Source organism: Novosphingobium sp. HNCC26BN242 (assembly GCF_057180525.1).
Genome location: NZ_JBXUGM010000001.1, coordinates 1,089,151 through 1,111,635, shown reverse-complemented (window position 1 = coordinate 1,111,635; position 22,485 = coordinate 1,089,151). Strand labels below are relative to the sequence as shown.

The following is a 22,485-nucleotide window of genomic DNA, read 5'->3' as shown; positions in this document are numbered from 1 at the left end:
TCTAAGCCGGATTCGGCCTGCGCACTAGCCTTCTATGCGCGAAAAGTCCGCTACTTTGTGCACTGCAGCACGGAACCGGTCAAGCAGCGCAAGACGGCTAGCCCGTTTGGCCGGGTCTGCGTCGTTGACCGTCACACCATCGAAGAATGCATCGATCGGCCCGCGCAAGGACGCCAACGCGGCCATGGCGGAGGTGAAGTCCTCGGCAGCGATCGCGGTGTCGGCCTGCGGTTCGGCAGCGTTCAGCGCATCGATCAGCGCCTGTTCGGCAGGTTCCGCCTGGTAGGACGGCGCGCCCGCTGCGCTGAACATCTGGTCGGCGATGCCTTCGAACGCCGGATCATCGACCATGACCATGGGATCTTCCTCACCATCGGTGAGCAATAGATCGGCGGCGGTGAAGCCTTCCTTTTTCAGAATGTTGGCGGCGCGCTTGTACCCTGCGAGCAGGTTGGTGCCGTCTTCGGTGGTGACGAAAGCCTGCAGCGCGTGGACGCGGGCGAGCAGGCGGACGAGATCATCCTCTCCACCGAGCGCGAACACGGCGTCGATCAGGTCATGGCGGACGCCTGCTTCGCGTTGTTGGACTTTTAGGCGGTCGGCGAAGAAGGCGAGAAGCGCATAAGTCGAAGCCACGATCTCAGCTGGCTCCAGGTGCTCAATAAAGAACGGCTTGTCCTTCTGGCTGAGAGCTAAATCAGCAAGTGTTTTCGAAGCTTCGCTTTGATCCTGTACAAGCTTAAACAATGGTTGAACGAGGTCAGCTACGCTATCAAGCGTATCTCTTCTCACTTTTTGAAGAGCAATGTTTCGTGCTGCGTTGCTCGACACATCTCGCAACTTTAGACGGATGCCGTTGAAGTCAATGATTGCCAGAGTTGCGAGAGCCGCGCGCCTTAGAGCAAATGGGTCTTTGGAACCGGTAGGCGACTGCTTAATCAGGAAGAACGCAGCCAATGTATCCAACTTATCCGCCAGCGCCACAGCCACCGTCACCGGCGCAGTCGGTACGTCATCGCCCTGCCCTACCGGTTTGTAGTGATCGCGGATGGCGTCGGCTACGGCGTCTGGAAGGCCTTCGGCGCGGGCGTAGTAGCCGCCCATCAGACCTTGGAGTTCGGGGAATTCTCCGACCATTTCGGTGACGAGGTCGGCTTTGCAGAGGCGCGCGGCGAGTTCGGCCTGGTCTGCCAGTTCTGCCTGCGTCCCCGCGAAGGCGGGGACCTCGGGAGGTTGTGCGCGAAGGCCTGAGGCCCCCGCCTGCGCGGGGGAGCAAGTGTTTTGTTGCGGCTTTACGATGCCTTCTTCCACCAGCCAGCGGGCCAGTTTGGCTACGCGGTCTACCTTGTCGGCGACGGTGCCCAGCTTTTCGTGAAAGGTGATGCGGGACAGTTTTTCGGCATGTTCGGACAGCGGCTTTTTCTTGTCCTGTTCCCAGAAGAAGCGGGCGTCGGACAGGCGGGCGGCCAGAACCTTGCGGTTGCCGTCGATGATGGCGGCGCCGTCGGTGGCTTCGATGTTGGCGGTGCAGATGAAGGCGTTGGCTAGCACCCCTCCACCATGCTGCGCATGGTCCCCCTCCCCGTTCCGGGGAGGTTTTGTGCAGACGAAGTATTTCTGGTTTACGCGCGCGGTTAGCTGGATGACTTCGGGGGGGACTTCGAGGAAGGTTTCGTCGAAGCGGCCCATCAGGGGGACGGGCCATTCGGTAAGGCCGGCGTTTTCGATGACGAGGCCTTCGTCTTCGACCAGCATCAGGCCAACGGCCTCGGCGGCGGCGTGGGCCTTTTCGCGGATCAGGGCTTCGCGTTCCGCCTGATCGACAATGACGTGACAGGCGCGCAGTTTTTCGGCGTGGTCGTTTGCGCCGCCGATGGTGATTTCACCGTGGTGGTGGAAGCGGTGGCCGAGCGTGGCGTAGCCGGATTTGATCCCGCCAATTTCGCATTCCACAAGCTCTTCGCCGAGGATGGCGACGATGCCGGAGAGCGGGCGAACCCAGCGCAAGGATTCGGTGGAGAGCGAGGCTGCGCCCCAGCGCTGGCTCTTGGGCCAGGGGAAGGCGCGGATTATGGCGGGGATGGCGGCGGCCAGCACGTCCTTGGTGGCGCGGCCCGGCTTTTCGGTAACGGCGAACCATACGCCATCGCGTTCGGTCAGCTGGTCCTTCGAAAGGCCGGTCTTGCGCAGGAAGCCTTCGAGCGCCTGTTCGGGCGCGGAGGTTTTGGGGCCTTTGAGTTCTTCACTGACCGCTTGCGTTTCCAGCGGCAGATCGCGGGCGATCAGGGCTAGGCGGCGCGGGGTGGACCAGACGGTGATGTCGCCTGCCTTGAGGCCAGCGGCATCGAGTTCCTTGCGGAACAGCTTTTCGAGATCGGCGCGCGCGCCTGCCTGCATGCGGGCCGGGATTTCTTCCGAGCGCAGTTCTAGGAGGAAATCGGCGGTCATGCTGCGCGGTCCGTGAGCTTGGTGCGGGCGTGCTTCGACAGGCTCAGCACGAGCGGGTTTTGGTTGGTGGGGCAGCGTGTCTCGACTTCGCTCGACACGAACGGGATGAGGGCGAGGCTCACTTGCTCCACTCCGGGTATTTGGCGGCCCACTGGTCGGCGTTGCTTTCCATCCAGGCCTCGCAACTACCGCGGGCGAGATCGCGGACGCGGCCCATGTAGCTGGCGCGTTCCTGCACGCTGATCACGCCGCGCGCCTGAAGCAGGTTGAACAGGTGGCTGGCTTCGATGGCCTGTTCATAGGCGGCAATAGGCACGGCAGCTTCGAGGCTGCGGACGCATTCGGCCTCGGCGCGGCGGAAGCCTTCGAACAGGCTGTCGGTATCGGCGACTTCGAAGTTCCATTTGGACATCTGCTTCTCGTTTTCGAGAAACACGTCGCCATAGGTCACGCCGTGATTGTTGAACGCGAGGTCATAGACGTTGTCGACGCCCTGAATGTACATGGCGAGGCGTTCGAGGCCGTAGGTCAGCTCGCCCGCGACGGGCTTGCAATCGAAGCCGCCCATCTGCTGGAAGTAGGTGAACTGCGTGACTTCCATGCCATCGCACCACACTTCCCAGCCAAGGCCCCATGCGCCGAGTGTGGGGGATTCCCAATCGTCTTCGACAAAGCGGATATCGTGGACCAGCGGATCGATGCCGATTTCGACAAGACTTTGCAGGTAGAGTTCCTGCAAGGCAGCAGGGCTGGGTTTCAGGATCACCTGATACTGGTAATAGTGCTGCAAGCGATTGGGGTTTTCGCCATAGCGGCCATCGGTGGGGCGGCGACAGGGCTGCACGAAAGCGGCGTTCCACGGCTCTGGCCCCAGCGCGCGCAGGGTGGTGGCGGTGTGGAACGTGCCCGCACCCATGCGCATGTCATAGGGCTGGAGGATCAGGCAGCCCTGCTGGCTCCAGAAGGCATGGAGGCGCAGGATCATGTCCTGCAGGCTGAGAGGCTTTTGTGAAGTGTCTGCCATGGTGCGGCGGCTTTGGCCGATAGGGCGGGGCAAATCAACTGTCATGCGATGCAAGCTGGCCCGCAGCGAAGGTGCAATTCCTTCATTTCCTCGCAAGGTGTTTGCGGGCAAAAGGCCTGCCATGAAAAACGCCATCAGCACGATTGCCGCTGCCATCGCCCTGACCGGACTTGCGCTGCCTTATATGGCGCAAGCGCAAGCTCCGGCTGCGAAGGCCGCAACCCCTGCCCCGCCCCCCCGGCAGTTGAAACCCGCGCTGTGGAAAGTGGCCGACGAGGATACGACGATCTACTTGTTTGGCACGGTTCACGCCCTGCCCAAGGGGCTGGTCTGGCTTGATGGCCCGCTGGCCAGCGCGCTGGAGGAATCTGCCGAACTGGTGACCGAAATACCCGCACTGGCCGTGGCTGAGCAGCGAAAGAAGGTTATGGCCATCGGATTGCTTGAAGGCGAGACGTTGCGATCCCTGATGGGAGATGCCGATCGCGCTGCTTATGAGGCGCTGCTGGCAAAGCTGAAAATACCTGTGCAGGATTTCGATCCGCTGGAACCATGGCTGGCCGGGATCACGCTGGCTGTGATGCCTTATACCCTTGCCGGATATGGCGCAGAAGATGGCGTAGAGGCGGTGTTGCGCAAGGCGGCGTTGGCCAAGGGCAAGAAACTGGGCGCGTTGGAGACGGCAGATTACCAGTTAGGCCTATTCGACGGGTTGCCCCGCGAGGCCCAGCTGAAGTTCCTGAACGCAGCGGTGAAGGATTTCGACCGCAGCATCGGCATCATCAAAACGATGACCGAGGAATGGGGGGCCGGCGATCCTGATGGTTTGGGCAAGCTGCTGAATGAGAACATGGACGATCCTGAACTTGCCGAAACGCTGCTGTATCAGCGCAATCGCAACTGGGCCGTCTGGGTGCGGCAGCGGTTGCAGCAACCTGGCACGGTGATCGTGGCAGTGGGCGCGGGCCATCTGGCCGGGCCGGGCAGCGTGCAGGATGCGCTGAAGCGGCAGGGCGTGGAGACGGTGCGCGTGCAATGAGGCCTGCGCGATGAGGTTTTTGCGATGAGCCTGTTCAAACGCCTTTTGTTTGCCGTGATCCCGGCGCTGCTGCTGGGCATGGGTGTGGCATGGCTGGGGCGCGACAAGGCGGCGCAGGACACTATTGCCGAGGCTGGCTCCGCCCGTGTGGCCTTGTGGGAGATTGCCGACAACACCGGCACAGTGCGCGGCTATCTGTTCGGCACGGTCCATGCGTTGCCGCCAAAAACGCAATGGCTGCGCCCGGCGATTACGCAGGCGCTGGCCGCGTCTGACCGGCTGGTGCTGGAGATTGCCGAGCCGATTGACCAGACCGTGGCCGGGGCGGCTTTGGCGGAACTGGCAGGCACGCCGGGCCTGCCCCCGCCTTCGCAGCGGGTGGAAGCCAAAGTGCGCGATGATCTGGCCAAGGTCTATCGCAAGCTGGGGCTGACCGATGCCGACTTTGCCGATACCGAAAGCTGGGCTGTGGCGCTGCAACTGGCCGCCATTGCCGGGGAGAAGGCCGGGTCCAATCCCGAAAGCGGATCGGAGCCGGTACTGCGCCAGCTGGCAGCGGGCAAGCCGGTGGCGGGCTTCGAGACGATTCGCAGTCAGTTTGGCGTGTTCGATGCGCTGCCCGCGCGTGAGCAGCAGGTATTGCTGCGTGAGGTGACGATCGAAGCGGCAAGCGAAGACGACGAGGAGGCCGCGATGATCGCCATGTGGATGCGCGGCGATGATCTGGGCATTGCGCGCGAGGCGAACGAAGGGTTTTTGGCCGATCCGGGGCTGCATGTGGCGCTGCTGACCAACCGCAACCGGGACTGGGCCGATCAGCTCGATGCCATGCTGGACGGCGGGGCCAAGCCGTTTGTGGCGGTGGGCGCGGCACATCTGGCGGGATCGGACAGCCTGCAGCGGCTGATGATGGCGCGTGGGTGGGCGATCCGTCGGGTGCCCTAGGCGGCTAACCACTCGCGGGCGGCAAGGCCGAGGAAGACGACCGCGACGAGAAACGTGATCAAATAGACTACCGTCCATGGCATGAAGCCAACCGCATCGAGATTGACGCGGCGCAGGCGGCGACGTTCTGCCCAGACCGAGGTGAGCGCGATTGTCAGCGCCACTGCGCCTGCGGCGAGGTGGAATTGCCAGAGGTGGGGGAACCAGTCTTCCATTGCGGATCAGATGGGCAAGGAAGGGGTTGATCGCAAGGGGAGTTGGCCTAAGGCGCTGGCATGCCCGGCTCTGATAGCTCTCAAAATCGGCCTCAAAGCAGACCAATGTTCGCTTTGGCTTTGCGCCTGCTGGCGACGGTGCTGTTCTCCATTATGCTGCTGCTGGTGAAGTTGACCGGGGAGCGCGGGATTGCGCTGCCCGAGACGCTGTTCTGGCGGCAGGCCATGCCCGCGCTGGCGATTTTCGGTTGGCTGGCTGCGCGCGGACAAGTCGGGCGGCTCAAGACAAAGCGCCCGTGGGTCCATGCGCGGCGGGCGCTGATCGGTGGCACGGGGATGTTCCTGACTCTGGGTGTGGTGCGCATCCTGCCGCTGGCTGAGGCGACCGTGCTGGGCTTTACCGCGCCGATGTTTGCGGTGATCCTGTCGGCGCTAATGCTGAAAGAGAAGGTCGGGCCGTGGCGCTGGACGGCGGTGGTGGCGGGCCTTCTGGGGGTGTTGATCATTGCGGGGCCGGATGCGGGCAACCTTCCCCTGTTCGGGGTTGCGGTGGGCATCGGCGCTGCCTTCATGGTAGCACTGGTGACGGTGCAGGTGCGCGATCTGGGGCGGACCGAGGAGCCGCTGACGGTGGTGTTCTATTTCTCGGCCATCAGCGCGCCGTTTCTGGGGCTGTTCCTGTTCAGCACGGGGATGCGCCACGATATGATTGGCTGGCTGATGCTGGGCGGGATTGGCGTGAGCGGACTGTTCGCGCAGATCACGATGACCGCTTCGTTGCGCTACGGCACCGTAGCGAGTGTGATTGTGGTCGATTATATCCAGCTGGCTTGGGCCACGTTCTGGGGCTGGCTGGTGTTCAGCCACATGCCGCCGGTGAGCACATGGATTGGCGCGCCAGTCATCATCGGAGCGAGCCTGCTGATCGTCTGGCGCGAACATGTGCTGGGCAAACGGCAAAAGGCAGCCGCGGCGCTGGAACCGGTCTGACCCATGCGCGTTTGAACCTGCAGATCGGGCATGCGGCGAACCTTCTTCGCCCGCCCCATGCTAAAAAGGTGAACGCCATGATCCGCAAGTTCGTTTTTGCCACAATGATGGGTGGACTTATTCTGGGCGCGAGCGCCTGTAACACGGTCAAGGGCGCAGGGCAGGATTTGCAGTCCGCCTCGAAAACGACCGAAGAAGCCATCAACGACTGATTGGTCTTCAGATGTGCAAAAGGGCCGCTCCGGGATACCGGGGCGGCCCTTGTTACGTCAGTCTTCCTTCCAGACCAGCTTGGGCTTGCGGGCGGCCAACGTTTCATCGAGGCGGCGGCGCGGGGCGAGGTGCGGGGCGGATTTGAGCATTTCATCCCCTGCCCGCGCGCGTTCGGCAAGCGAGCGCATGGCGCCAACGAACTGGTCGATCCCGGCCTTGCTCTCGGTCTCGGTCGGCTCAACCAGCATGGCGCCGTGAACGACAAGCGGGAAATAGACCGTCATCGGGTGGTAGCCCTCATCGATCAGGCCCTTGGCCAGATCGTTGGTAGAGAACCCTTCGGCAAAGCCATCGTCCGAGAAAAGCGCTTCATGCATGCAGTGGCCCGATGCACCGAACGGCGCGTCGAGCACGTCATCAAGGCTGCGCAGGATGTAGTTGGCGTTGAGGACGGCATCGCCCGAGACTTGGCGCAGACCGTCAGCGCCGTGGCTGAGGATATAGGCCAGTGCGCGGGTGTACATGCCCATCTGGCCGTGGAACGCGCACATGCGGCCGAACGCCTGCGGGTGTTCCTCGTGCGCCTGCTCCTCCTCGATCAGCTTGACCGAACCATCGGCCTGCCGCGCGGTGAAGGGCAGCGGGCCGAAGGGCGAAAGCGCTTCGGACAGGACAACCGGGCCGGAGCCGGGGCCGCCGCCGCCGTGCGGGGTGGAGAAAGTCTTGTGCAGGTTGATGTGCATGGCATCGACGCCAAGATCGCCCGGACGCACGCGCCCGACGATGGCGTTGAAGTTTGCCCCATCGCAATAGACATAGCCGCCCGCCGCGTGGACGGCATCGGCGATGATTTTCAAATCCCGTTCGAACAACCCGCACGTGTTGGGATTGGTGATCATCACGCCCGCTACATCAGGGCCGAGGCGGGCAATCAGCGCAGTGGAATCGACGCGGCCTTCGGGCGTGGCGGGGATGTTTTCCACCCGGAACCCGGCGAAAGCGGCCGTGGCGGGATTGGTGCCATGTGCGCTTTCGGGCACGAGGATGACGTCGCGTGGATCGCCCTTCGCTTCAAGCGCAGCGCGGATGCACAGCAGGCCGCACAATTCGCCATGGGCACCGGCCTTGGGCGTCATCGCCACACCGTGCATACCGGTGAGTTCGATCAGCCAGTGCGCCAGTTCGTTCATCACAGACAGCGCGCCTTGCACAGTGTGGACCGGCTGCAGCGGGTGGACATCGGCAAAGCCGGGCATCCGCGCGACCTTTTCATCAAGGCGCGGGTTGTGCTTCATCGTGCATGAGCCAAGCGGGAACAGGCCAAGATCAATGGCGTAGTTCTGGCGCGACAGGCGGGTGTAGTGGCGCACGGTTTCCGGCTCTGACAAACCGGGCAGGTTTGGCCGTTCGGCGCGGGCCATTGGGCCGAGCGCGCTCAGGTCGATGGCTGCGGTATCGGGGAAATCGACGCCGGAGCGGTCCGCCGCACCAAGTTCGAACAGCAGCGCTTCTTCCAGTTGCAGCGCACGGTTGCCGGTGAAAGTGCGGATGCCAGTTTCGGGCGCATTTTCGCCCATCGAGGGCCGCCAACCGGTGGGATTAATCGCGTTCATGCCAGCACCTCCTTGAGCGCAGCGGCGAGCGCTGCGATGTCATCATCTGTCGTGCATTCGGTGGCGGCGACGATCATGCCATTGGCCAGCGCCGCCTCCTGCGGGTAGAGGCGGCCAAGCGAGACGCCGCCAAGCACTTGCCGGTCCGCCAGATCGCGCACCACCTGCCGCGCGTCCTTGGGCAGAGTGATCGCAAATTCATTGAAGTAATGCGTGTTGACCACGGTCACGCCGGGGACTTGCGCCAGTGCTGTGGCGGTCTTGCGGGCGGCGGCGTGGCTTAGCTTTGCCATATCGGACAGGCCCGATCCGCCAAGCAACGTCATATGGACCGAGAACGCCAGCGCGCAGAGGCCTGAGTTGGTGCAGATGTTGCTCGTCGCCTTCTCGCGCCGGATATGCTGTTCGCGCGTGGAGAGCGTGAGGACGAAACCACGCTTGCCATCGGCATCGACGGTTTCCCCACACAGACGACCAGGGATCTGACGCAGATACTTTTCGCGGCAGCCGAACAGGCCAAGGTAGGGCCCGCCGAACTGGAGGCCGACGCCGATGGACTGGCCCTCACCAACAACGATATCCGCACCAAGGCTGCCGGGGCTTTGCAATACGCCCAGCGCGACGGGTTCGGTGACAACGGCGATCAGCAACGCGCCTTTGGCCTGTGCGGCAGTGGCGATGGCGGCAAGATCGGGGATGCGGCCGAGGATGTCCGGGTACTGAACCACGACGCATGAGGTGGCATCATCAATGCGGGCGATCAGCGCGGCATCGTCCGCGGTGGCGGTAAGTTCGGGCACGGCGGTATCGAGCACGTCGCCTGTGAATTTGGCCATCGTGCGCGCGGTTTCGACATAGTGCGAATGGACCCCACCCGAGAGCACGGCCTTGCCGCGCTTGGTGATGCGCCCCGCCATGGCGATGGCTTCCCAGCACGCGGTAGAGCCGTCGTAGAGCGAGGCGTTGGCAACTTCGGTGCCGAACAAGCGCGCGACCTGGGTCTGAAATTCGAACAGCACCTGCAGCGTGCCCTGCGCGATTTCGGGCTGATAGGGCGTGTAGGCCGTCAGGAATTCGCCGCGCTGGATCATGTGATCGACGGTAGCGGGCACATGGTGGCGATAGGCGCCAGCGCCAAGAAAGAACGGCACAGATCCAGCAGTGACATTGTTGGAAGAAAGCCGCGCCATGTGGCGTTCGACCGCCATTTCGCTCGCGTGATTGGGCAGGCCCGCGATGGGGGCAGACAGGCGGGCTTCGGCAGGAACATCGGCAAACAGCTCGTCAATCGAGCCTGCGCCGATGACCGAGAGCATGGCGCTGCGATCGGTATCAGTCAGGGGAAGGTAGCGCATGGTATCAAAGCTCCGCGATGAAGGCCTGATAGGAAGCCTCGTCCATCAGGCCATCGAGTTCGGCAGGGTCTGACAGGGTCATCTTCCACAGCCAGCCATCGCCTTCGGGATCGGTGTTGACGAGTTCGGGCTGGTATTCGAGCGCGGCGTTGGAAACCGTGACTTTGCCCGAAACGGGGGCGTAGACATCGGACGCAGCCTTGACGCTGTCGACCACCGAGGCGCTTTCTCCCATCGACACTTCGCTGCCCGCGCCGGGCACCTCGACGAAGGTGATGTCACCGAGTTGGCTTTGGGCATAGTCGGTGATGCCAACGGTGGCTTCGCTGCCTTCGACCGCAATCCATTCGTGGTCCTTGGTGAAATAGCGGGTCATCAAGCGGCTCCTTTGCGGTGATAGCGATGGGGAACAAAAGGCATAGGCACGACACTGGCGGCCAGTTTGCGGCCGCGCACGTCGATGGTGAGTGGGGTCCCGGGTGCGGCGTGGGCGACGGTCACGTAGGCCATGGCGATCGGGCGTTCGAGGCTGGGCGAGAAGCCGCCCGACGTGATGGTGCCAACTTCGGTGTCGCCCGACAGCACCTTTGCGCCTTCGCGCGCGGCCATTCGGCCTTCGATGGCAAGTCCGACGCGGCGGGTTTCGGCTCCGCTGGCAATCAGCGGAAGGATGACATCAGCGCCGGGAAAGCCGCCTTCGTTGCAGCGGCGCTTGTTGATGCCGAAGAGCAGGTCTGCGCTGACAGGATCGACGGTGTCGGTCATGTCATGGCCATAGAGCGGAAGGCCCGCTTCAAGCCGCAAACTGTCGCGCGCACCAAGGCCGATGGGCTTTACTTGCGGTTGGGCGCAGATCAGATCGGCCAGTTCTGCAGCGCTTTCCGCCGGGACGGAGATTTCGAAGCCGTCTTCGCCGGTGTAGCCTGAGCGGCTGATCCATGCATCCACGCCGCCCACCTTGAACTGGCCACCGCGCATGAAGGTAAGCGCAGACAACGGATATTGCCCGGTCAGGAGCGGTTCGAGCGCTTCAAACGCCTTCGGACCTTGCAACGCGAACAGCGCGCTGTCTTCAAGGTGGTTGATTGTGATGGCATCGGGCAGGCGTTCGCGCAGGGTGGCGATATCGTCCCATTTGGTGGCACCGTTGACGACGAGGTAGAAGCCCTGCCCCCAGCGGCTGACCATCAGGTCATCGAGGATGCCGCCCTCATCGTTCAGCAGCAGCGAATAGCGCACGCCGCCGATGGGCAGCGTTGAAAGGTCGATGGGCAGCACCGCTTCAAGCGCGGCTTCTGCGCCTTCGCCAGAGACGTAAAGCTGGCCCATGTGCGAGACATCGAAGAAGCCGGCACTTTCGCGGGTCCAGAGGTGTTCGGCGATGATCCCTTCAAATTGCACGGGCATCCAGTACCCGGCGAAGTCGACCATACGACCGCCGCGCGCACGGTGCCATGGATCGAGCGGCAGCGTGAGAGGCGCACCTGGGCCGGCATCTGCTTCGTCAATGTCTTGAATATCGTATGTGTCGCTCACAAATATCATTCCCGTACAGTTTAGACGCCATTCGGCGCCCCCTCTGTCACGGAAACCTGAGAGCTTTCCCCCGCCCGCCTCTCCTGACGGGTTTCATGGGGTTACCCCTTCGGCGGCCCTTCCCTTTGCGGGAAATGACTCTTTCCAGAGTGTCGCTGTCGACCCACGCGGTCCTTTTGCCTGAGAGATTCCGGGGCGGTTGCTCCTTCGGCGTCTCTCGACTCTGAACGAATCGAGAGAACTCTCCCGCGCGATCAGCGACGCTTGTTCATCGCTGCAGTGCAGCGTGAAGTCAACACGGCTTCCTAAGCCTTATCCCCGGCGCAAAATCCGGCGGAATTCATCGTGATGATGGACGAAGCGTCCGCGCTGTTTGGCACCCGCCAATGACAGGATCACGCGGGCAAGATCAGCGTCACGGACCGAGCGATACCGGCGGAACTTACCCTGCATCAGCAGATCGGCCAGCGGGCTGAGGATCATGCCGATGCGTTCCGCTGCGCGCGCGGAGCCTTCCCGGTGGCCGCGCAAAAGGCCAGGGCGCAGCAGATCGAGCCGATCGAAGTGCAGCTTGGCCAGCTTGTCCTCCACCTCGCCCTTGACGGAGAGGTAGAAGTTCTTCGATCCCAGTTCCGCACCGACTGAAGAAACGACGATCAACTGGCGCGCGCCCGCTGCCTTGGCGGCTGCGGCGCTTTCAAGGACGAGATCGTGATCGATGGCGCGGAAGGCGGCCTTGTCTCCGCCCACAGTCTTGATCGTGGTGCCCAGCGCAATGACCGCAGTGTCTGGTTGCGCAGCAGCTATGGCATCCGGCCAGTGCCCGGTATCGGAGAGCAGCATTTCCATGCGCGCACCCTTGGGCAGAGGCACTTCGCGGCGGGCGATGGCGACGAGGTGAATTTCGGCGCGGTCAACCGCCTGCGCCATGACGGCACGTCCGATCAGGCCGGTGGAGCCGACGAGAACAACGCGAGTCTGTTCAGACATTTCTGAGGCCTTCGGGGGTGTGGCCAAACAGCTTGGCGTAGCTGTCGATGGCGTAGCGGTCGGTCATGCCTGCGATGAAATCAGCGATGTGTCGGCTGCGCGCTGGTTCTGTTTGCGGAAGCGAGGTGCGCCAGCTTTCGGGCATTTGCAGGGGGTCTTTCGCAAAGGCCGCGAAGAGTTCGGCGATGACTTCGCGCGCGCGATCAGCGGTCTGTCGCTGCTCCTCGTGCAGATACAGCCGCTGGTACATAAACTGTTTGAGTGCGCGCTCTTCCACACCCATCGCAGGCGAGAACGTGGCGAGCGGGCGGCCAGCGGCGCGGACATCAGCGGCGCTGGCGACGCCGGTCTGCGCGATATTGGTTTGCGTGGTGGCGATCACATCATTGACCATGCGCCCGATCTGGCCGCGCACCAGTTCCCGCAGCAGGCGATCCTGTGGAGCTGAGGGGAATCGGCGCTCGATGATGCGCCACTGGTCTGCCACGCAGGGCAGTTCGAGCAGCTGATCGAGGCACAGGAACCCGGCGCGCAGGCCATCATCGATATCGTGATTGTCATAGGCGATATCGTCGGAAATAGCGGCGACTTGCGCTTCGAGCGAAGCAAAGGTGGTGAGATCCAGCGAAAACGCGGCGTCTAGCTCCTGCAGCGCCCAGGTGGGTTTAAGGATCGGGCCGTTGTGCTTGGCGAGACCTTCGAGCGTTTCCCACGTGAGATTCAGACCCTCGTGGCCGCAATAGGGGCTTTCGAGGCGCATCAGAACGCGCAGGGTATTGGCGTTGTGATCGAAGCCGCCCGCATCAGACATCGCGGCTTCAAGCGCGTCTTCTCCGGCGTGGCCGAACGGGGGGTGGCCGATATCATGGGCAAGGCACAGCGCCTCGGTCAAGTCCTCGTCCAACCCCAGCGTGCGAGCAATGACACGGCCGATCTGCGCGACTTCGAGGCTGTGGGTGAGGCGGACGCGGTAATGATCGCCATCGGGCGCTATGAACACTTGCGTTTTGTGGCGCAGGCGGCGGAACGCGATGGAGTGGATGATGCGGTCACGGTCACGCTGAAATGCGCTGCGCGGGCCGCGAGAGGCTTTGTCGTCGGTGCCAAACTCCCGCCCGCGCGTGGTGGCAGGGTTGCTGGCGTAGGGGGCGCGGCCCTCGATCATGATGCGCTCAGCCGAGGATCCAATCGACAGCGGCCTGCGCGTGGATGCGGGTGCAATCGTAGATCGGCAGGACATTGGCATCGACATCGATCACCATGTCCAGCTCGGTGCAGGCCAGCACAGCCGCCTGTGCACCGCGCTGCTCCATGTTGGTCAGCATGGTCTTGAACGCGCGTTCGGCAGCGCGGGTGGCCTTGCCCTGCATCAGTTCGTCATAGATGATCGCATCGGTTGCTTCGACTTCCTCAACCACTGGAGGCAGCAGGCTGATGCCGTGGGCGACGAGGCGTTTGCGATAGAAGCTTTCCAACACGACATAGCGCGTGCCCAGCAGGGCGGCGGTTTCGATACCATCCGCCTTCATCTTGGCAGCCACCGTATCGGCGATGTGGATGACCGGGATCGACACGGCACCGGCCACATCATCATAAACCTTGTGCATCGAATTGGCGCCGATCAGTAGCGCGGTGGCACCGGCCTGTTCAAGGCGGCGCGCGCTTTCCGACAGTATCGCAGCGGCACGCGCCCACTGATCTGGGCTCGACAGGCGGGCCAGCGGTTCGAAATCAAGGCTCTCGATCAGGAGCGGCGCGCTCGACAGCGTCGAGGTGCGGGCCTGCACCAGCTGGTTGATGTCTTCATAGTAGGTGCGGGTGGAAAACCAGCTCATGCCGCCGATAAGGCCGATCTTGCGCAAAGCGATATCTCCTGCGGGCTGAGAACACCCTGTCGCGCAGGGCCTTACGAAAGGTGGTGCGGCAGGTCCAGTGCTGGCGCTATTTCTTCTCGGGCGCGAAGCCGGTGGCGCACAGGGCGGCGGCGCTGGTAGTGACGCCGAGCAATTCCGCATCGCCAAGACGGCGCACAGTCAGGACATAGTCCGACAGACTGCGCTTGGGCGCTTGCAACGACTTGAGCCGCGAAAGTTGGCCAAGCGACAGGCGGTCCGTCATACGCTCTGCCATGCAGGCCGCGTTGGAATCGGAAAGGCCCGCATCGACCAGAGCCGAGCGGACCTTTCCATAAGCCAGTTTTGAAGGTGCGCAGGCCCCTGCTGCGATGGCGAGAGCCAGCACGGCGGAGACCAGACGCTTCATCAGTGCGCGAGACTCTTGACGATGTCTTCGACCATCTTCTTCGCATCGGCCAGAAGCATCATGGTTTGGTCCATATAGAACACGTCGTTGTCGACACCAGCATAGCCGACCCCGCCCATCGAGCGCTTGACGAAGAAAATCGTCTTGGCCTTGTCCACATCGAACACGGGCATGCCATAGATCGGTGAGGACTTGTCGGTCTTCGCCGCAGGGTTCACCACGTCGTTCGCGCCGATGATGAAGGCAACGTCAGCCTGCGCAAACTCGCTGTTGATGTCTTCCAGCTCGAACACTTCATCGTAAGGTACGTTGGCTTCGGCCAGCAGCACGTTCATGTGCCCGGGCATACGACCTGCGACCGGATGGATGGCGTACTTGACGTTGACGCCTGCCTTTTTCAGCACGTCGCCCATTTCACGCAGCGCGTGCTGCGCTTGTGACACGGCCATGCCGTAACCGGGGATGATGATGACAGTTTCCGCTTCCTTCATCATGTAGGCCGCGTCTTCGGCCGAGCCGCGCTTCCACGGGCGCTGTTCGCGCACCGTGCCATCCGAGGCTGCTGCATCTGCGCCAAAGCCGCCCGCAATCACCGAGATGAAGCTGCGATTCATCGCCTTGCACATGATATACGAAAGGATCGCACCGGACGAGCCGACCAGTGCGCCGGTCACGATCATCGCCGTGTTCTGAAGCGTGAAGCCCATCGCTGCGGCTGCCCAACCCGAATAGGAATTGAGCATCGAGACGACCACCGGCATGTCTGCGCCGCCGATGGGGATGATCAGCAGGAAGCCGATGATGAACGCCAACACGGTCAGCGTGGCGATGACCCAGACCGACTGGTCCTGCGTGAAGTAGGCGGTGAGCCCGATGATCGCCAACAGCGTGCCGAGGTTCAGCACGTGGCGGCCCGGCAGCATGATCGGCGCACCGCTCATCTTGCCCGCAAGTTTAAGGAACGCGATGATCGAGCCGGAGAAGGTGATCGCGCCGATGGCAATGCCAAGGCCGAGTTCGATGCGGCTAACCGGATTGATCTCAGTTATCACCTGCGCAGGAACAAGGTTCGCACCAGTCACTGCGTTCAATAGGTTTTCAGCGGGAACTTGGTGCAAAATGCCGAAGGCTTCTGGGTTCAAGTAAGCCGCCCAGCCCACCAGCACGGCGGCAAGACCGACCAGCGAATGGAAGGCTGCGACCAGTTGCGGCATATCGGTCATCGCAATGCGCTTGGCGATCACGAAGCCGATACCGCCACCGATGGCCAGCGCGACAAGGATTTCAGGCAGGCTGGCGATGGAATGCGTGAGCAGCGTGGTGACCACCGCAATGGTCATGCCGATCATGCCATAACGGTTGCCCGCACGGCTGGTGGCGGGGCTGGACAGCCCGCGCAGAGCCAGGATGAACAGGACGCCAGAGACGAGGTAGGCCAGAGCCACCCAGGGAGAGACAGCGACGTGTTCCATCACTTCTTCTCCTTCTTCTTGTACATCGCGAGCATGCGCGCGGTGACGGCGAACCCGCCGAAGATATTGACCGAAGCCAGCACCACTGCGCCAAGACCCAGCCATTTGGCCGAAGGGCTACCGGCAGCAGCCGAGGCGACCAATGCGCCGACCACGATGACCGAAGAAATGGCGTTCGTCACCGCCATCAGCGGCGTGTGCAGTGCCGGGGTGACCGACCAGACGACGTAGTACCCGACAAAGCAGGCGAGCACGAAAATGCTCAAGATCGATATGAAGTCCATGTGTCCCCCCTCAGGCCAGCAGGCGTTCGTTGACCACCTTGCCGCCCTGCGTCAGGCGGATGGCGTTGCCGATTTCCTCGTCCAGAACGGGTTTGCCCTGTTCCTTGTCCCAGAAGGCCGAGAGGAAATTGAACAAGTTGCGGCTGAACAGCGCCGAAGCATCCGCGGGCAATTGTGCAGGCGTGTTGGAAAAGCCGACGATTTTGACGCCGTGCCGTTCGATCACCTGATCGGGCACAGATCCTTCGACATTGCCGCCTTGCGCGACGGCGAGGTCATAAATCACCGAGCCGGGCTTCATCGTGGCGATCTGTGCATCGCTGACCAGACGGGGCGCGGCGCGGCCCGGGATCAGCGCTGTGGTGATCACGATATCTTGCTTGGCGATGTGGCTGGAAACCAGTTCAGCTTGCGCCTTCTGATACTCTTCCGACATTTCGGTCGCATAACCGCCTGCGCCCTCGCCTTCGATCCCGGCGACATTTTCCACGAAGATCGGCTTGGCACCGAGCGACTGAATTTGCTCCTTGGTGGCAGAGCGCACGTCTGTTGCCGAAACCTGCGCGCCGAGGCGGCGAGCGGTGGCGATGGCTTGCAGGCCTGCAACGCCAACACCCATGACAAAGGCCTTGGCAGCAGACACGGTGCCCGCAGCCGTCATCATCATCGGGAAAGCGCGGCCATAGTGGCTGGCCGCGACCAGCACGGCCTTGTACCCGGCGAGGTTCGACTGCGAGGACAGGATGTCCATGCTTTGTGCACGCGTGATGCGCGGCATGAATTCCATCGCCAGCGCTTCAAAACCGGCAGCAGCATAAGCATCGACCCGCTCGCGCTTTGTAAACGGATCAAGGCTGGCAACAATCCATGCACCGGGATTGGCGCCGGAAAGCTGATCAACCTCGGGCCCTTGCACCCCAAGCACGATATCGGCACCGGCAACCGCATTGTCGGTGACTTCAGCTCCGGCAGTTCGGTAATCTTCGTCAGAAATCGAAGCGGTGACACCGGCCCCGCTTTCCACGGCAACCGTTGCACCAAGCGCAATGAACTTTTTCACGGTTTCCGGCGATGCCGAAACCCTGCTCTCCCCTGTCGCACGTTCCCGAAGGACGGCGATCTTTATTGCCCCTGCCACGGCGCTTTTACTGGATCACCAGGATGACCACGAACACCAGCGCGATGATCGCAGGCGTGGACCACTTCACCAGATTGACGAAGCCTTCATAGGTCGACTTGGCGGCTTTGATGTCATTTGCAGGAGCCATGTTCTTCCCCAAAAAATCACGCGCTCATATTGGCGCAACGCATATGCTCTAGCGATGGCTTGGCTGGCACTCAAGTGCGTAGCGCGCACTTCAGGCTGAAACCGCCACGTCAGGCTTAATCGCCTCTTTACCCAATCCGGTTAGTGCTTGGCACCTGACGCAAATGCGGGGAGTCTAAAGTACAGGTCATGCAGGAGCCCGAACAGCGCCTTCTCATGTTGATTGATGACGAACCCGCGCAGTGCCGACTGATTTCGGCACTGGCATCGCGCGAGGGTTGGCGCACGGTCATTGCCCGCGATTCGGAAAGCGCTATCGCCACGCTTGGGACCCGGCAGGGGATGCAGCTTGGTGCGATCATTCTTGACCAGTGGGTGCCGGGCGATGATGCCTGCTCGCTGATAGCAGAACTGAAAGCGCGCCGCCCTGCCCTGCCCATCCTGATGCTGACCACCAGCAACTCGCCGTTGCTGGCAGTCGAAGCCATGCGCGCCGGGGCCACGGACTATCTGATCAAGCCCGTTGCACCCGAACGGCTGTTGCAGGCGCTGCGCAGTGCTACCACGCGCGAAACCGACGCGATTGAATTGCAACCCCTGACTGAAAAGCTGGGCGCACCGCTCGATTTCGATTCGATGATCGGGGCCGCCCCTGCTTTCCGCGCGGCGCTGGCCGTGGCCGCAAAAGCTGCACGCACCCATGCCAACGTGATGATCGAAGGCGAAAGCGGCACCGGCAAGGAAATGCTGGTGCGCGCCATGCATGCCGCGAGTACACGCGCCAAAGCCGCGCTACGCACGATCAACGCGGGCGGCATTCCGGCCAATCAGATTGAATCCGCGCTGTTCGGGCATGAAAAGGGCGCGTTTGCCGGCGCGTTTGAACGTCACGTAGGCCTGTTGCAGCATGCCGATGGAGGGACACTGGTGATCGACGAGATCGACCGTTTGCCCGACGATGTACAGGAGCGACTGGTCCGCTATTTGGAGCGCGGGGATGTGCAACCCATCGGCGCGCGCCATTCCTTCCGCGTTGACGTGCGCATCATCAGTTGCGCCAATGCCGGGATTCGTGATCTGGTGGAAACCGGCGATTTCCGCGCCGAGTTGCATGCGCTGCTGACGCAAACGCATGTGACTCTGCCCGCATTGCGTGAACGGCCTGCCGATATTGCTGCGCTGGCGAGGCATTTCCTTGCGCGCATTGGCGAGCAGCCAGGACTTCGCCCCTTGGGCATCACCGATGGCGCGCTGGCACTGCTCGGCGCTTATGATTGGCCGGGCAATGTCCGCCAATTGCAGGCAACGTTGTTCCGCGCCGCCGTGTTCTGCGATGGCGAAGCACTGACGCCGCAGGATTTTCCGAACCTTTCCAGCTTGATTGGCGAAGGTCATCGGCGGGTGCCTAATGTGACCGACGGCGCTGGCATCACGCTGTTTGCGCCCGATGGCAACTTGCGACCGCTCGAAGAAATCGAAGCCGATGTGATCCGTCTGGCGATTGGCCACTATCGCGGGCGCATGACCGAAGTGGCGCGGCGGCTGGGCATTGGCCGGTCCACGCTTTATCGCAAGCTTTCCGAACTGGGAATCGACAACGCCGCCTGATTGGCGCTAGTTTTGGCCCATGGCTGGGACTTTGGAATTTGCAGGGCGCACGGCGCTCGTAACTGGCGCGGCATCGGGCATCGGTGCGGCGTCGGCGCGTTGGCTTGATGCGCAAGGCATCGGCGAACTTCACCTGATCGATATCAACCGGCGCGGGCTCGACCAGCTTGACCTTGGGTGCAATGTCCACGCGCTGGGCGGCGATGTGACCGATCCCAACATGTGGAAGTTGTTCGAGCGCGAATTGCCGCAGATCGACTTTGCCGTGCTGAACGCGGGAATTGCCAGCAACGGCGATATCGTGGACCTGGATATTGCCTCGTGGCGTAAGACGATGGCAGTCAATCTCGATGGCATGTTCCTCTCGCTGCGCACGGCGATGCGCGCGATGAAGAAAGCCGGACGGGGTTCGATTGTGCTGACCGCTTCGATCTCAGGCGTCAAAGCGGCGGCGGGGACAGCAGCCTATTCGGCGTCAAAGGCCGCGACAATCCAGTTGGCGCGCGTTGCAGCGGCAGAGGCTGCGCAATTTGGCGTGCGCGTCAACGCAATTGCGCCCGGCGGCGTTGATACCGGCATCTGGGACAAGGCCGAATGGTTCGCCCCGATGGTAGAAGCCCATGGCGGTCGGGCCGAGGCGCTTGCAGCGATGGCAAAGGATGCAACGCCATTGGGGCGATTTGCCAGTGCGGATGAAGTGGCCGCACAGATCGGCTTTCTGCTGTCTGACGCAGCCGCGACGATTACCGGCACCTGCCTTGTCAGCGATGGCGGCGTTTCGCTTTAGGCGAGCTGGCTGAAATCGGTTAGCGCCGCATCGCGCAAGCCCCGCCAGACGTGGAAGGCCTGTACGGTTTCGGCCACATCGTGAACCCGCACCATCTGGCAGCCAGCATCCATCGCTTTCAAGGCAAGCATGACCGATCCGGCCATGCGCTGATGCGAGGACGCTTCATTGGACAGCGCGCCGATCAAGCGCTTGCGGCTAGCGCCGAACAGGATCGGCTGGCCCAGCGCGTGGAACAGCGGCAGGGCGTTGATGAGCGCCAGATTTTCAGCCAGTGATTTGCCAAAGCCGATGCCGGGATCAAGCAGGATCTTCTCGCGCGCGATGCCTGCAGCAAGGGCGGCGTCGCGGCGTTCGCGCAAGGCGTCGAACACGTCGAGCACGACGTCGGCGTATTCGCCATCGGCGTGGAGATCGCCATCGGTGCCCGGCGCGTGCATCAGCACGACCGGCGCGCCCGATTTTGCCACGATTTCAGCGGTGCGCGGATCGTGCCGCATGGCGGATACATCGTTGACGATGTGTGCGCCTGCGGCCAGCGCCGCCTCGATCACGCTGGAGCGCCGGCTGTCGATGGAGATGGCAGCGCCTGCTGCGGCAAGCTTTTCGATCACCGGGACGACGCGCTTGACCTCGTCCCCCTCCCACACCGCAGCCGCGCCGGGGCGGGTGGATTCGCCGCCCACATCGATCAAGCCTGCCCCGCCTGAGAGCATCGCGTGGGCATGGTCGAGCGCTGCATCGGGCTTGTCAAGAAACTGGCCGCCATCGGAAAAACTGTCGGGCGTGACGTTGAGGATGCCCATGATCTGCGGCTGGTCGAGCCGTAGCATGCGTTGGCCACAGGCGAGCGGGGCATGGGTGCGGCGCAGGTTTTCCCATTGCGTCGTGGCTTCGGCCGTCAGCGCATCGGGCAGTGCTGCGATGGAAGTGGGCATGTCTGCCGTGCCGAGCATTTGGCGCGCGGTCACTTTTGCGCCATCGCGCACGATCAGCGCAAAGCGGCTGGCATAGGCAAGGCTGCCCCCGAGCCGGACGGCTGCGCCTTCTTCAGACTGCGGGCTTTCAGCCAGCGCGATGGGGCGAATATAAACCGATGGCATTAGTGCGTCCCCGCGAAGGCGGGGACCTCGGGCTGGTATGCGCGAGGGGGTCCGCCAGATGGCCTGAGGCCCCCGCCTACGCGGGGGCGCGGTGGGGGTTCAAGTCAATCTTCCACAGCCAGCAGATACAATTGCCGTAGCGCATCAATCGGCTTGACCTCGCCTTCGTGTTCGACGTGCCAGAACGTCCAGCCATTGCACGATGGTGCGCCCTGAAGCTTTGCGCCCAGGCTGTGGATTGAGCCGATTTCGGCATCCGATTGCAGCGAACCATCGGCGCGAACAACGGCGGTGAAGCGGCCCTTCTTGGCGGTAAGGCGTGTACCGGGGGTAAGATAGCCGCTTTCCACCAGCGCGCCGAAGGCAACCTTGGGTGCAGAGCGCTTGGACTGCATCGTCACGAGCGAGGATTCGTCCAGCGGCAGCGCCAGTTCGATGCGTTCCAGCGCCACCTCGATGTAATCGTCCTCGCGCTCGCAGCCGATCCAATCCCGGCCCAGACGCTTGGCAACCGCGCCCGTAGTGCCGGTGCCAAAGAACGGATCCAGCACCACATCGCCCTTGTTGGTCGTGGCGAGCATAACGCGGTAGAGCAATGCCTCGGGCTTCTGCGTCGGGTGGGCCTTGGTGCCATTGCGGCGCAGGCGTTCGGGGCCGGAGCAGATCGGCAGCACCCAGTCAGAGCGCATCTGCAGTTCATCGTTCAGCGTCTTCATCGCGCGGTAGTTGAAGGTGTACTTCGACTTCTCACTCTTCGACGCCCAGATCAGCGTTTCGTGCGCGTTGGTAAAGCGGGTGCCCTTGAAATTGGGCATCGGGTTGGCCTTGCGCCAGATAATGTCATTCAGGATCCAGAAGCCCAGATCCTGCAGGATCGTGCCGACGCGGAAGATGTTGTGATAGCTGCCGATGACCCAGATCGAACCATCGGGCTTGAGCAGCCGGTGCGCTTCGATCAGCCATTCGCGGGTGAACTTGTCATAAGTGGCAAAGCTGGAAAACTTGTCCCAATCGTTGGTCACCGCATCCACATGGCTGCCATCAGGCCGCGCCAGATCACCGCCCAATTGCAGGTTATAGGGCGGATCGGCGAAGATCATGTCGATAGAGGCATCGGGCAGCTTGTGCATTTCGGCAATGCAATCGCCGCGCAGGATCTGGTTGCGCGGCAGGGCCACTTCAGCCTTGAGCACCTTTGCAGGGGCTGCGCGCAGAGCTTTTGCCTGAACTTTGAGCACACGCTCCTTGACTGCGACGACCATATCTTGTCCCTGACCCCTGTGGATAAGTCCACCGTGTGAGTCAAATCAGGCCATCCGTCAAGCCGCGACTCG

24 protein-coding genes and 2 riboswitches are annotated in these 22,485 nt (G+C 62.5%); of the genes, 6 read left to right on the top strand and 18 right to left on the bottom strand.

The window, feature by feature from the left end; translation table 11 throughout:
* Window positions 1-24: 24 nt before the first annotated feature.
* Genes glyS through AC2A1F_RS05245 form a run of 3 tightly spaced genes read right to left on the bottom strand, consistent with a single transcriptional unit; the run spans window position 25 to window position 3,472 of the window.
* On the bottom strand, window positions 25-2,448 hold the full coding sequence (gene glyS / locus AC2A1F_RS05255) for a glycine--tRNA ligase subunit beta (RefSeq protein ID WP_484207690.1): 2,424 nt from the start codon (window positions 2,446-2,448) through the stop codon (window positions 25-27).
* Window positions 2,445-2,570, bottom strand: a complete 126-nt coding sequence (locus AC2A1F_RS05250) for a hypothetical protein (RefSeq protein WP_484207689.1) — start codon at window positions 2,568-2,570, stop codon at window positions 2,445-2,447. Before AC2A1F_RS05250 ends, glyS begins: the two co-directional genes overlap by 4 nt.
* Window positions 2,567-3,472, bottom strand: a complete 906-nt coding sequence (locus AC2A1F_RS05245) for a glycine--tRNA ligase subunit alpha (RefSeq protein ID WP_484207688.1) — start codon at window positions 3,470-3,472, stop codon at window positions 2,567-2,569. The genes AC2A1F_RS05250 and AC2A1F_RS05245 overlap by 4 nt, the downstream gene beginning before the upstream one ends.
* A 121-nt stretch (window positions 3,473-3,593) precedes the next feature.
* On the opposite strand from AC2A1F_RS05245, the gene AC2A1F_RS05240 reads away from it, so the two are divergent.
* On the top strand, window positions 3,594-4,511 hold the full coding sequence (locus AC2A1F_RS05240) for a TraB/GumN family protein (RefSeq protein WP_484207687.1): 918 nt from the start codon (window positions 3,594-3,596) through the stop codon (window positions 4,509-4,511).
* A 24-nt stretch (window positions 4,512-4,535) separates the two neighbouring features.
* Window positions 4,536-5,456 carry a TraB/GumN family protein gene (locus AC2A1F_RS05235; RefSeq protein ID WP_484207686.1) on the top strand — a complete coding sequence of 307 codons (921 nt, stop codon included), beginning with the start codon at window positions 4,536-4,538 and terminating at the stop codon, window positions 5,454-5,456.
* On the opposite strand, the gene AC2A1F_RS05230 is transcribed toward AC2A1F_RS05235, so the two are convergent.
* Complete coding sequence (locus AC2A1F_RS05230) at window positions 5,453-5,671, bottom strand: hypothetical protein (RefSeq protein ID WP_484207685.1); 219 nt, start codon at window positions 5,669-5,671, stop codon at window positions 5,453-5,455. The two genes, AC2A1F_RS05235 and AC2A1F_RS05230, sit on opposite strands and share 4 nt — an antisense overlap.
* Window positions 5,672-5,776: 105 nt before the next feature.
* Here AC2A1F_RS05230 and AC2A1F_RS05225 point away from each other — a divergent pair, with 105 nt between their 5' ends.
* Window positions 5,777-6,661, top strand: coding sequence for a DMT family transporter (locus AC2A1F_RS05225; protein WP_484207684.1), 885 nt, complete (start codon window positions 5,777-5,779; stop codon window positions 6,659-6,661).
* Window positions 6,662-6,672: 11 nt separating this feature from the next.
* The gene (locus AC2A1F_RS05220) at window positions 6,673-6,873 is read left to right on the top strand and encodes a hypothetical protein (RefSeq protein WP_484207683.1); all 201 of its coding nucleotides are present in this window, start codon (window positions 6,673-6,675) and stop codon (window positions 6,871-6,873) included.
* A gap of 57 nt (window positions 6,874-6,930) precedes the next feature.
* On the opposite strand, the gene gcvPB is transcribed toward AC2A1F_RS05220, so the two are convergent.
* The 12 genes from gcvPB to AC2A1F_RS05160 form a co-directional block, all read right to left on the bottom strand.
* Window positions 6,931-8,487, bottom strand: a complete 1,557-nt coding sequence (gcvPB, locus tag AC2A1F_RS05215; protein WP_484207682.1) for an aminomethyl-transferring glycine dehydrogenase subunit GcvPB — start codon at window positions 8,485-8,487, stop codon at window positions 6,931-6,933.
* The gene (gene gcvPA / locus AC2A1F_RS05210; RefSeq protein ID WP_484207681.1) at window positions 8,484-9,842 is read right to left on the bottom strand and encodes an aminomethyl-transferring glycine dehydrogenase subunit GcvPA; all 1,359 of its coding nucleotides are present in this window, start codon (window positions 9,840-9,842) and stop codon (window positions 8,484-8,486) included. Before gcvPA ends, gcvPB begins: the two co-directional genes overlap by 4 nt.
* 4 nt (window positions 9,843-9,846) lie before the next feature.
* The gene (gene gcvH / locus AC2A1F_RS05205) at window positions 9,847-10,218 is read right to left on the bottom strand and encodes a glycine cleavage system protein GcvH (RefSeq protein ID WP_484207680.1); all 372 of its coding nucleotides are present in this window, start codon (window positions 10,216-10,218) and stop codon (window positions 9,847-9,849) included.
* A complete protein-coding gene (gene gcvT, locus AC2A1F_RS05200; protein WP_484207679.1) occupies window positions 10,218-11,378 on the bottom strand; it encodes a glycine cleavage system aminomethyltransferase GcvT in 1,161 nt (386 codons plus the stop codon). Before gcvT ends, gcvH begins: the two co-directional genes overlap by 1 nt.
* A gap of 33 nt (window positions 11,379-11,411) precedes the next feature.
* Window positions 11,412-11,536: riboswitch (glycine riboswitch) on the bottom strand.
* Window positions 11,537-11,637: riboswitch (glycine riboswitch) on the bottom strand.
* Between the two features lie 53 nt (window positions 11,638-11,690).
* On the bottom strand, window positions 11,691-12,368 hold the full coding sequence (locus AC2A1F_RS05195) for an NAD(P)H-binding protein (RefSeq protein WP_484207678.1): 678 nt from the start codon (window positions 12,366-12,368) through the stop codon (window positions 11,691-11,693).
* Window positions 12,361-13,533 carry a deoxyguanosinetriphosphate triphosphohydrolase gene (locus AC2A1F_RS05190; RefSeq protein WP_484207677.1) on the bottom strand — a complete coding sequence of 391 codons (1,173 nt, stop codon included), beginning with the start codon at window positions 13,531-13,533 and terminating at the stop codon, window positions 12,361-12,363. Before AC2A1F_RS05190 ends, AC2A1F_RS05195 begins: the two co-directional genes overlap by 8 nt.
* Before the next feature lie 7 nt (window positions 13,534-13,540).
* The gene (locus AC2A1F_RS05185; RefSeq protein WP_484207676.1) at window positions 13,541-14,230 is read right to left on the bottom strand and encodes an aspartate/glutamate racemase family protein; all 690 of its coding nucleotides are present in this window, start codon (window positions 14,228-14,230) and stop codon (window positions 13,541-13,543) included.
* 79 nt (window positions 14,231-14,309) lie between these two features.
* Window positions 14,310-14,630 (bottom strand): hypothetical protein, encoded by a 321-nt coding sequence (locus AC2A1F_RS05180; protein WP_484207675.1) that lies wholly within the window; start codon window positions 14,628-14,630, stop codon window positions 14,310-14,312.
* The gene (locus AC2A1F_RS05175) at window positions 14,630-16,102 is read right to left on the bottom strand and encodes an NAD(P)(+) transhydrogenase (Re/Si-specific) subunit beta (RefSeq protein ID WP_484207674.1); all 1,473 of its coding nucleotides are present in this window, start codon (window positions 16,100-16,102) and stop codon (window positions 14,630-14,632) included. Before AC2A1F_RS05175 ends, AC2A1F_RS05180 begins: the two co-directional genes overlap by 1 nt.
* Window positions 16,102-16,386 carry an NAD(P) transhydrogenase subunit alpha part 2 gene (locus AC2A1F_RS05170; protein ID WP_011445494.1) on the bottom strand — a complete coding sequence of 95 codons (285 nt, stop codon included), beginning with the start codon at window positions 16,384-16,386 and terminating at the stop codon, window positions 16,102-16,104. Before AC2A1F_RS05170 ends, AC2A1F_RS05175 begins: the two co-directional genes overlap by 1 nt.
* 10 nt (window positions 16,387-16,396) lie before the next feature.
* Window positions 16,397-17,512 (bottom strand): NAD(P) transhydrogenase subunit alpha, encoded by a 1,116-nt coding sequence (locus AC2A1F_RS05165; RefSeq protein WP_484208174.1) that lies wholly within the window; start codon window positions 17,510-17,512, stop codon window positions 16,397-16,399.
* A 19-nt stretch (window positions 17,513-17,531) separates the two neighbouring features.
* On the bottom strand, window positions 17,532-17,654 hold the full coding sequence (locus tag AC2A1F_RS05160; RefSeq protein WP_292628498.1) for an aa3-type cytochrome c oxidase subunit IV: 123 nt from the start codon (window positions 17,652-17,654) through the stop codon (window positions 17,532-17,534).
* A 188-nt stretch (window positions 17,655-17,842) separates the two neighbouring features.
* Here AC2A1F_RS05160 and AC2A1F_RS05155 point away from each other — a divergent pair, with 188 nt between their 5' ends.
* The gene (locus tag AC2A1F_RS05155; protein ID WP_484207673.1) at window positions 17,843-19,261 is read left to right on the top strand and encodes a sigma-54-dependent transcriptional regulator; all 1,419 of its coding nucleotides are present in this window, start codon (window positions 17,843-17,845) and stop codon (window positions 19,259-19,261) included.
* A gap of 19 nt (window positions 19,262-19,280) precedes the next feature.
* On the top strand, window positions 19,281-20,048 hold the full coding sequence (locus AC2A1F_RS05150; RefSeq protein WP_484207672.1) for an SDR family NAD(P)-dependent oxidoreductase: 768 nt from the start codon (window positions 19,281-19,283) through the stop codon (window positions 20,046-20,048).
* On the opposite strand, the gene folP is transcribed toward AC2A1F_RS05150, so the two are convergent.
* Both folP and AC2A1F_RS05140 read right to left on the bottom strand, forming a co-directional pair.
* Window positions 20,045-21,151, bottom strand: a complete 1,107-nt coding sequence (gene folP / locus AC2A1F_RS05145) for a dihydropteroate synthase (protein WP_484207671.1) — start codon at window positions 21,149-21,151, stop codon at window positions 20,045-20,047. The two genes, AC2A1F_RS05150 and folP, sit on opposite strands and share 4 nt — an antisense overlap.
* Window positions 21,152-21,255: 104 nt before the next feature.
* Window positions 21,256-22,413: a DNA methyltransferase gene (locus AC2A1F_RS05140; RefSeq protein WP_484207670.1), complete on the bottom strand. Its 1,158-nt coding sequence runs from the start codon at window positions 22,411-22,413 to the stop codon at window positions 21,256-21,258.
* Window positions 22,414-22,485: the final 72 nt, after the last annotated feature.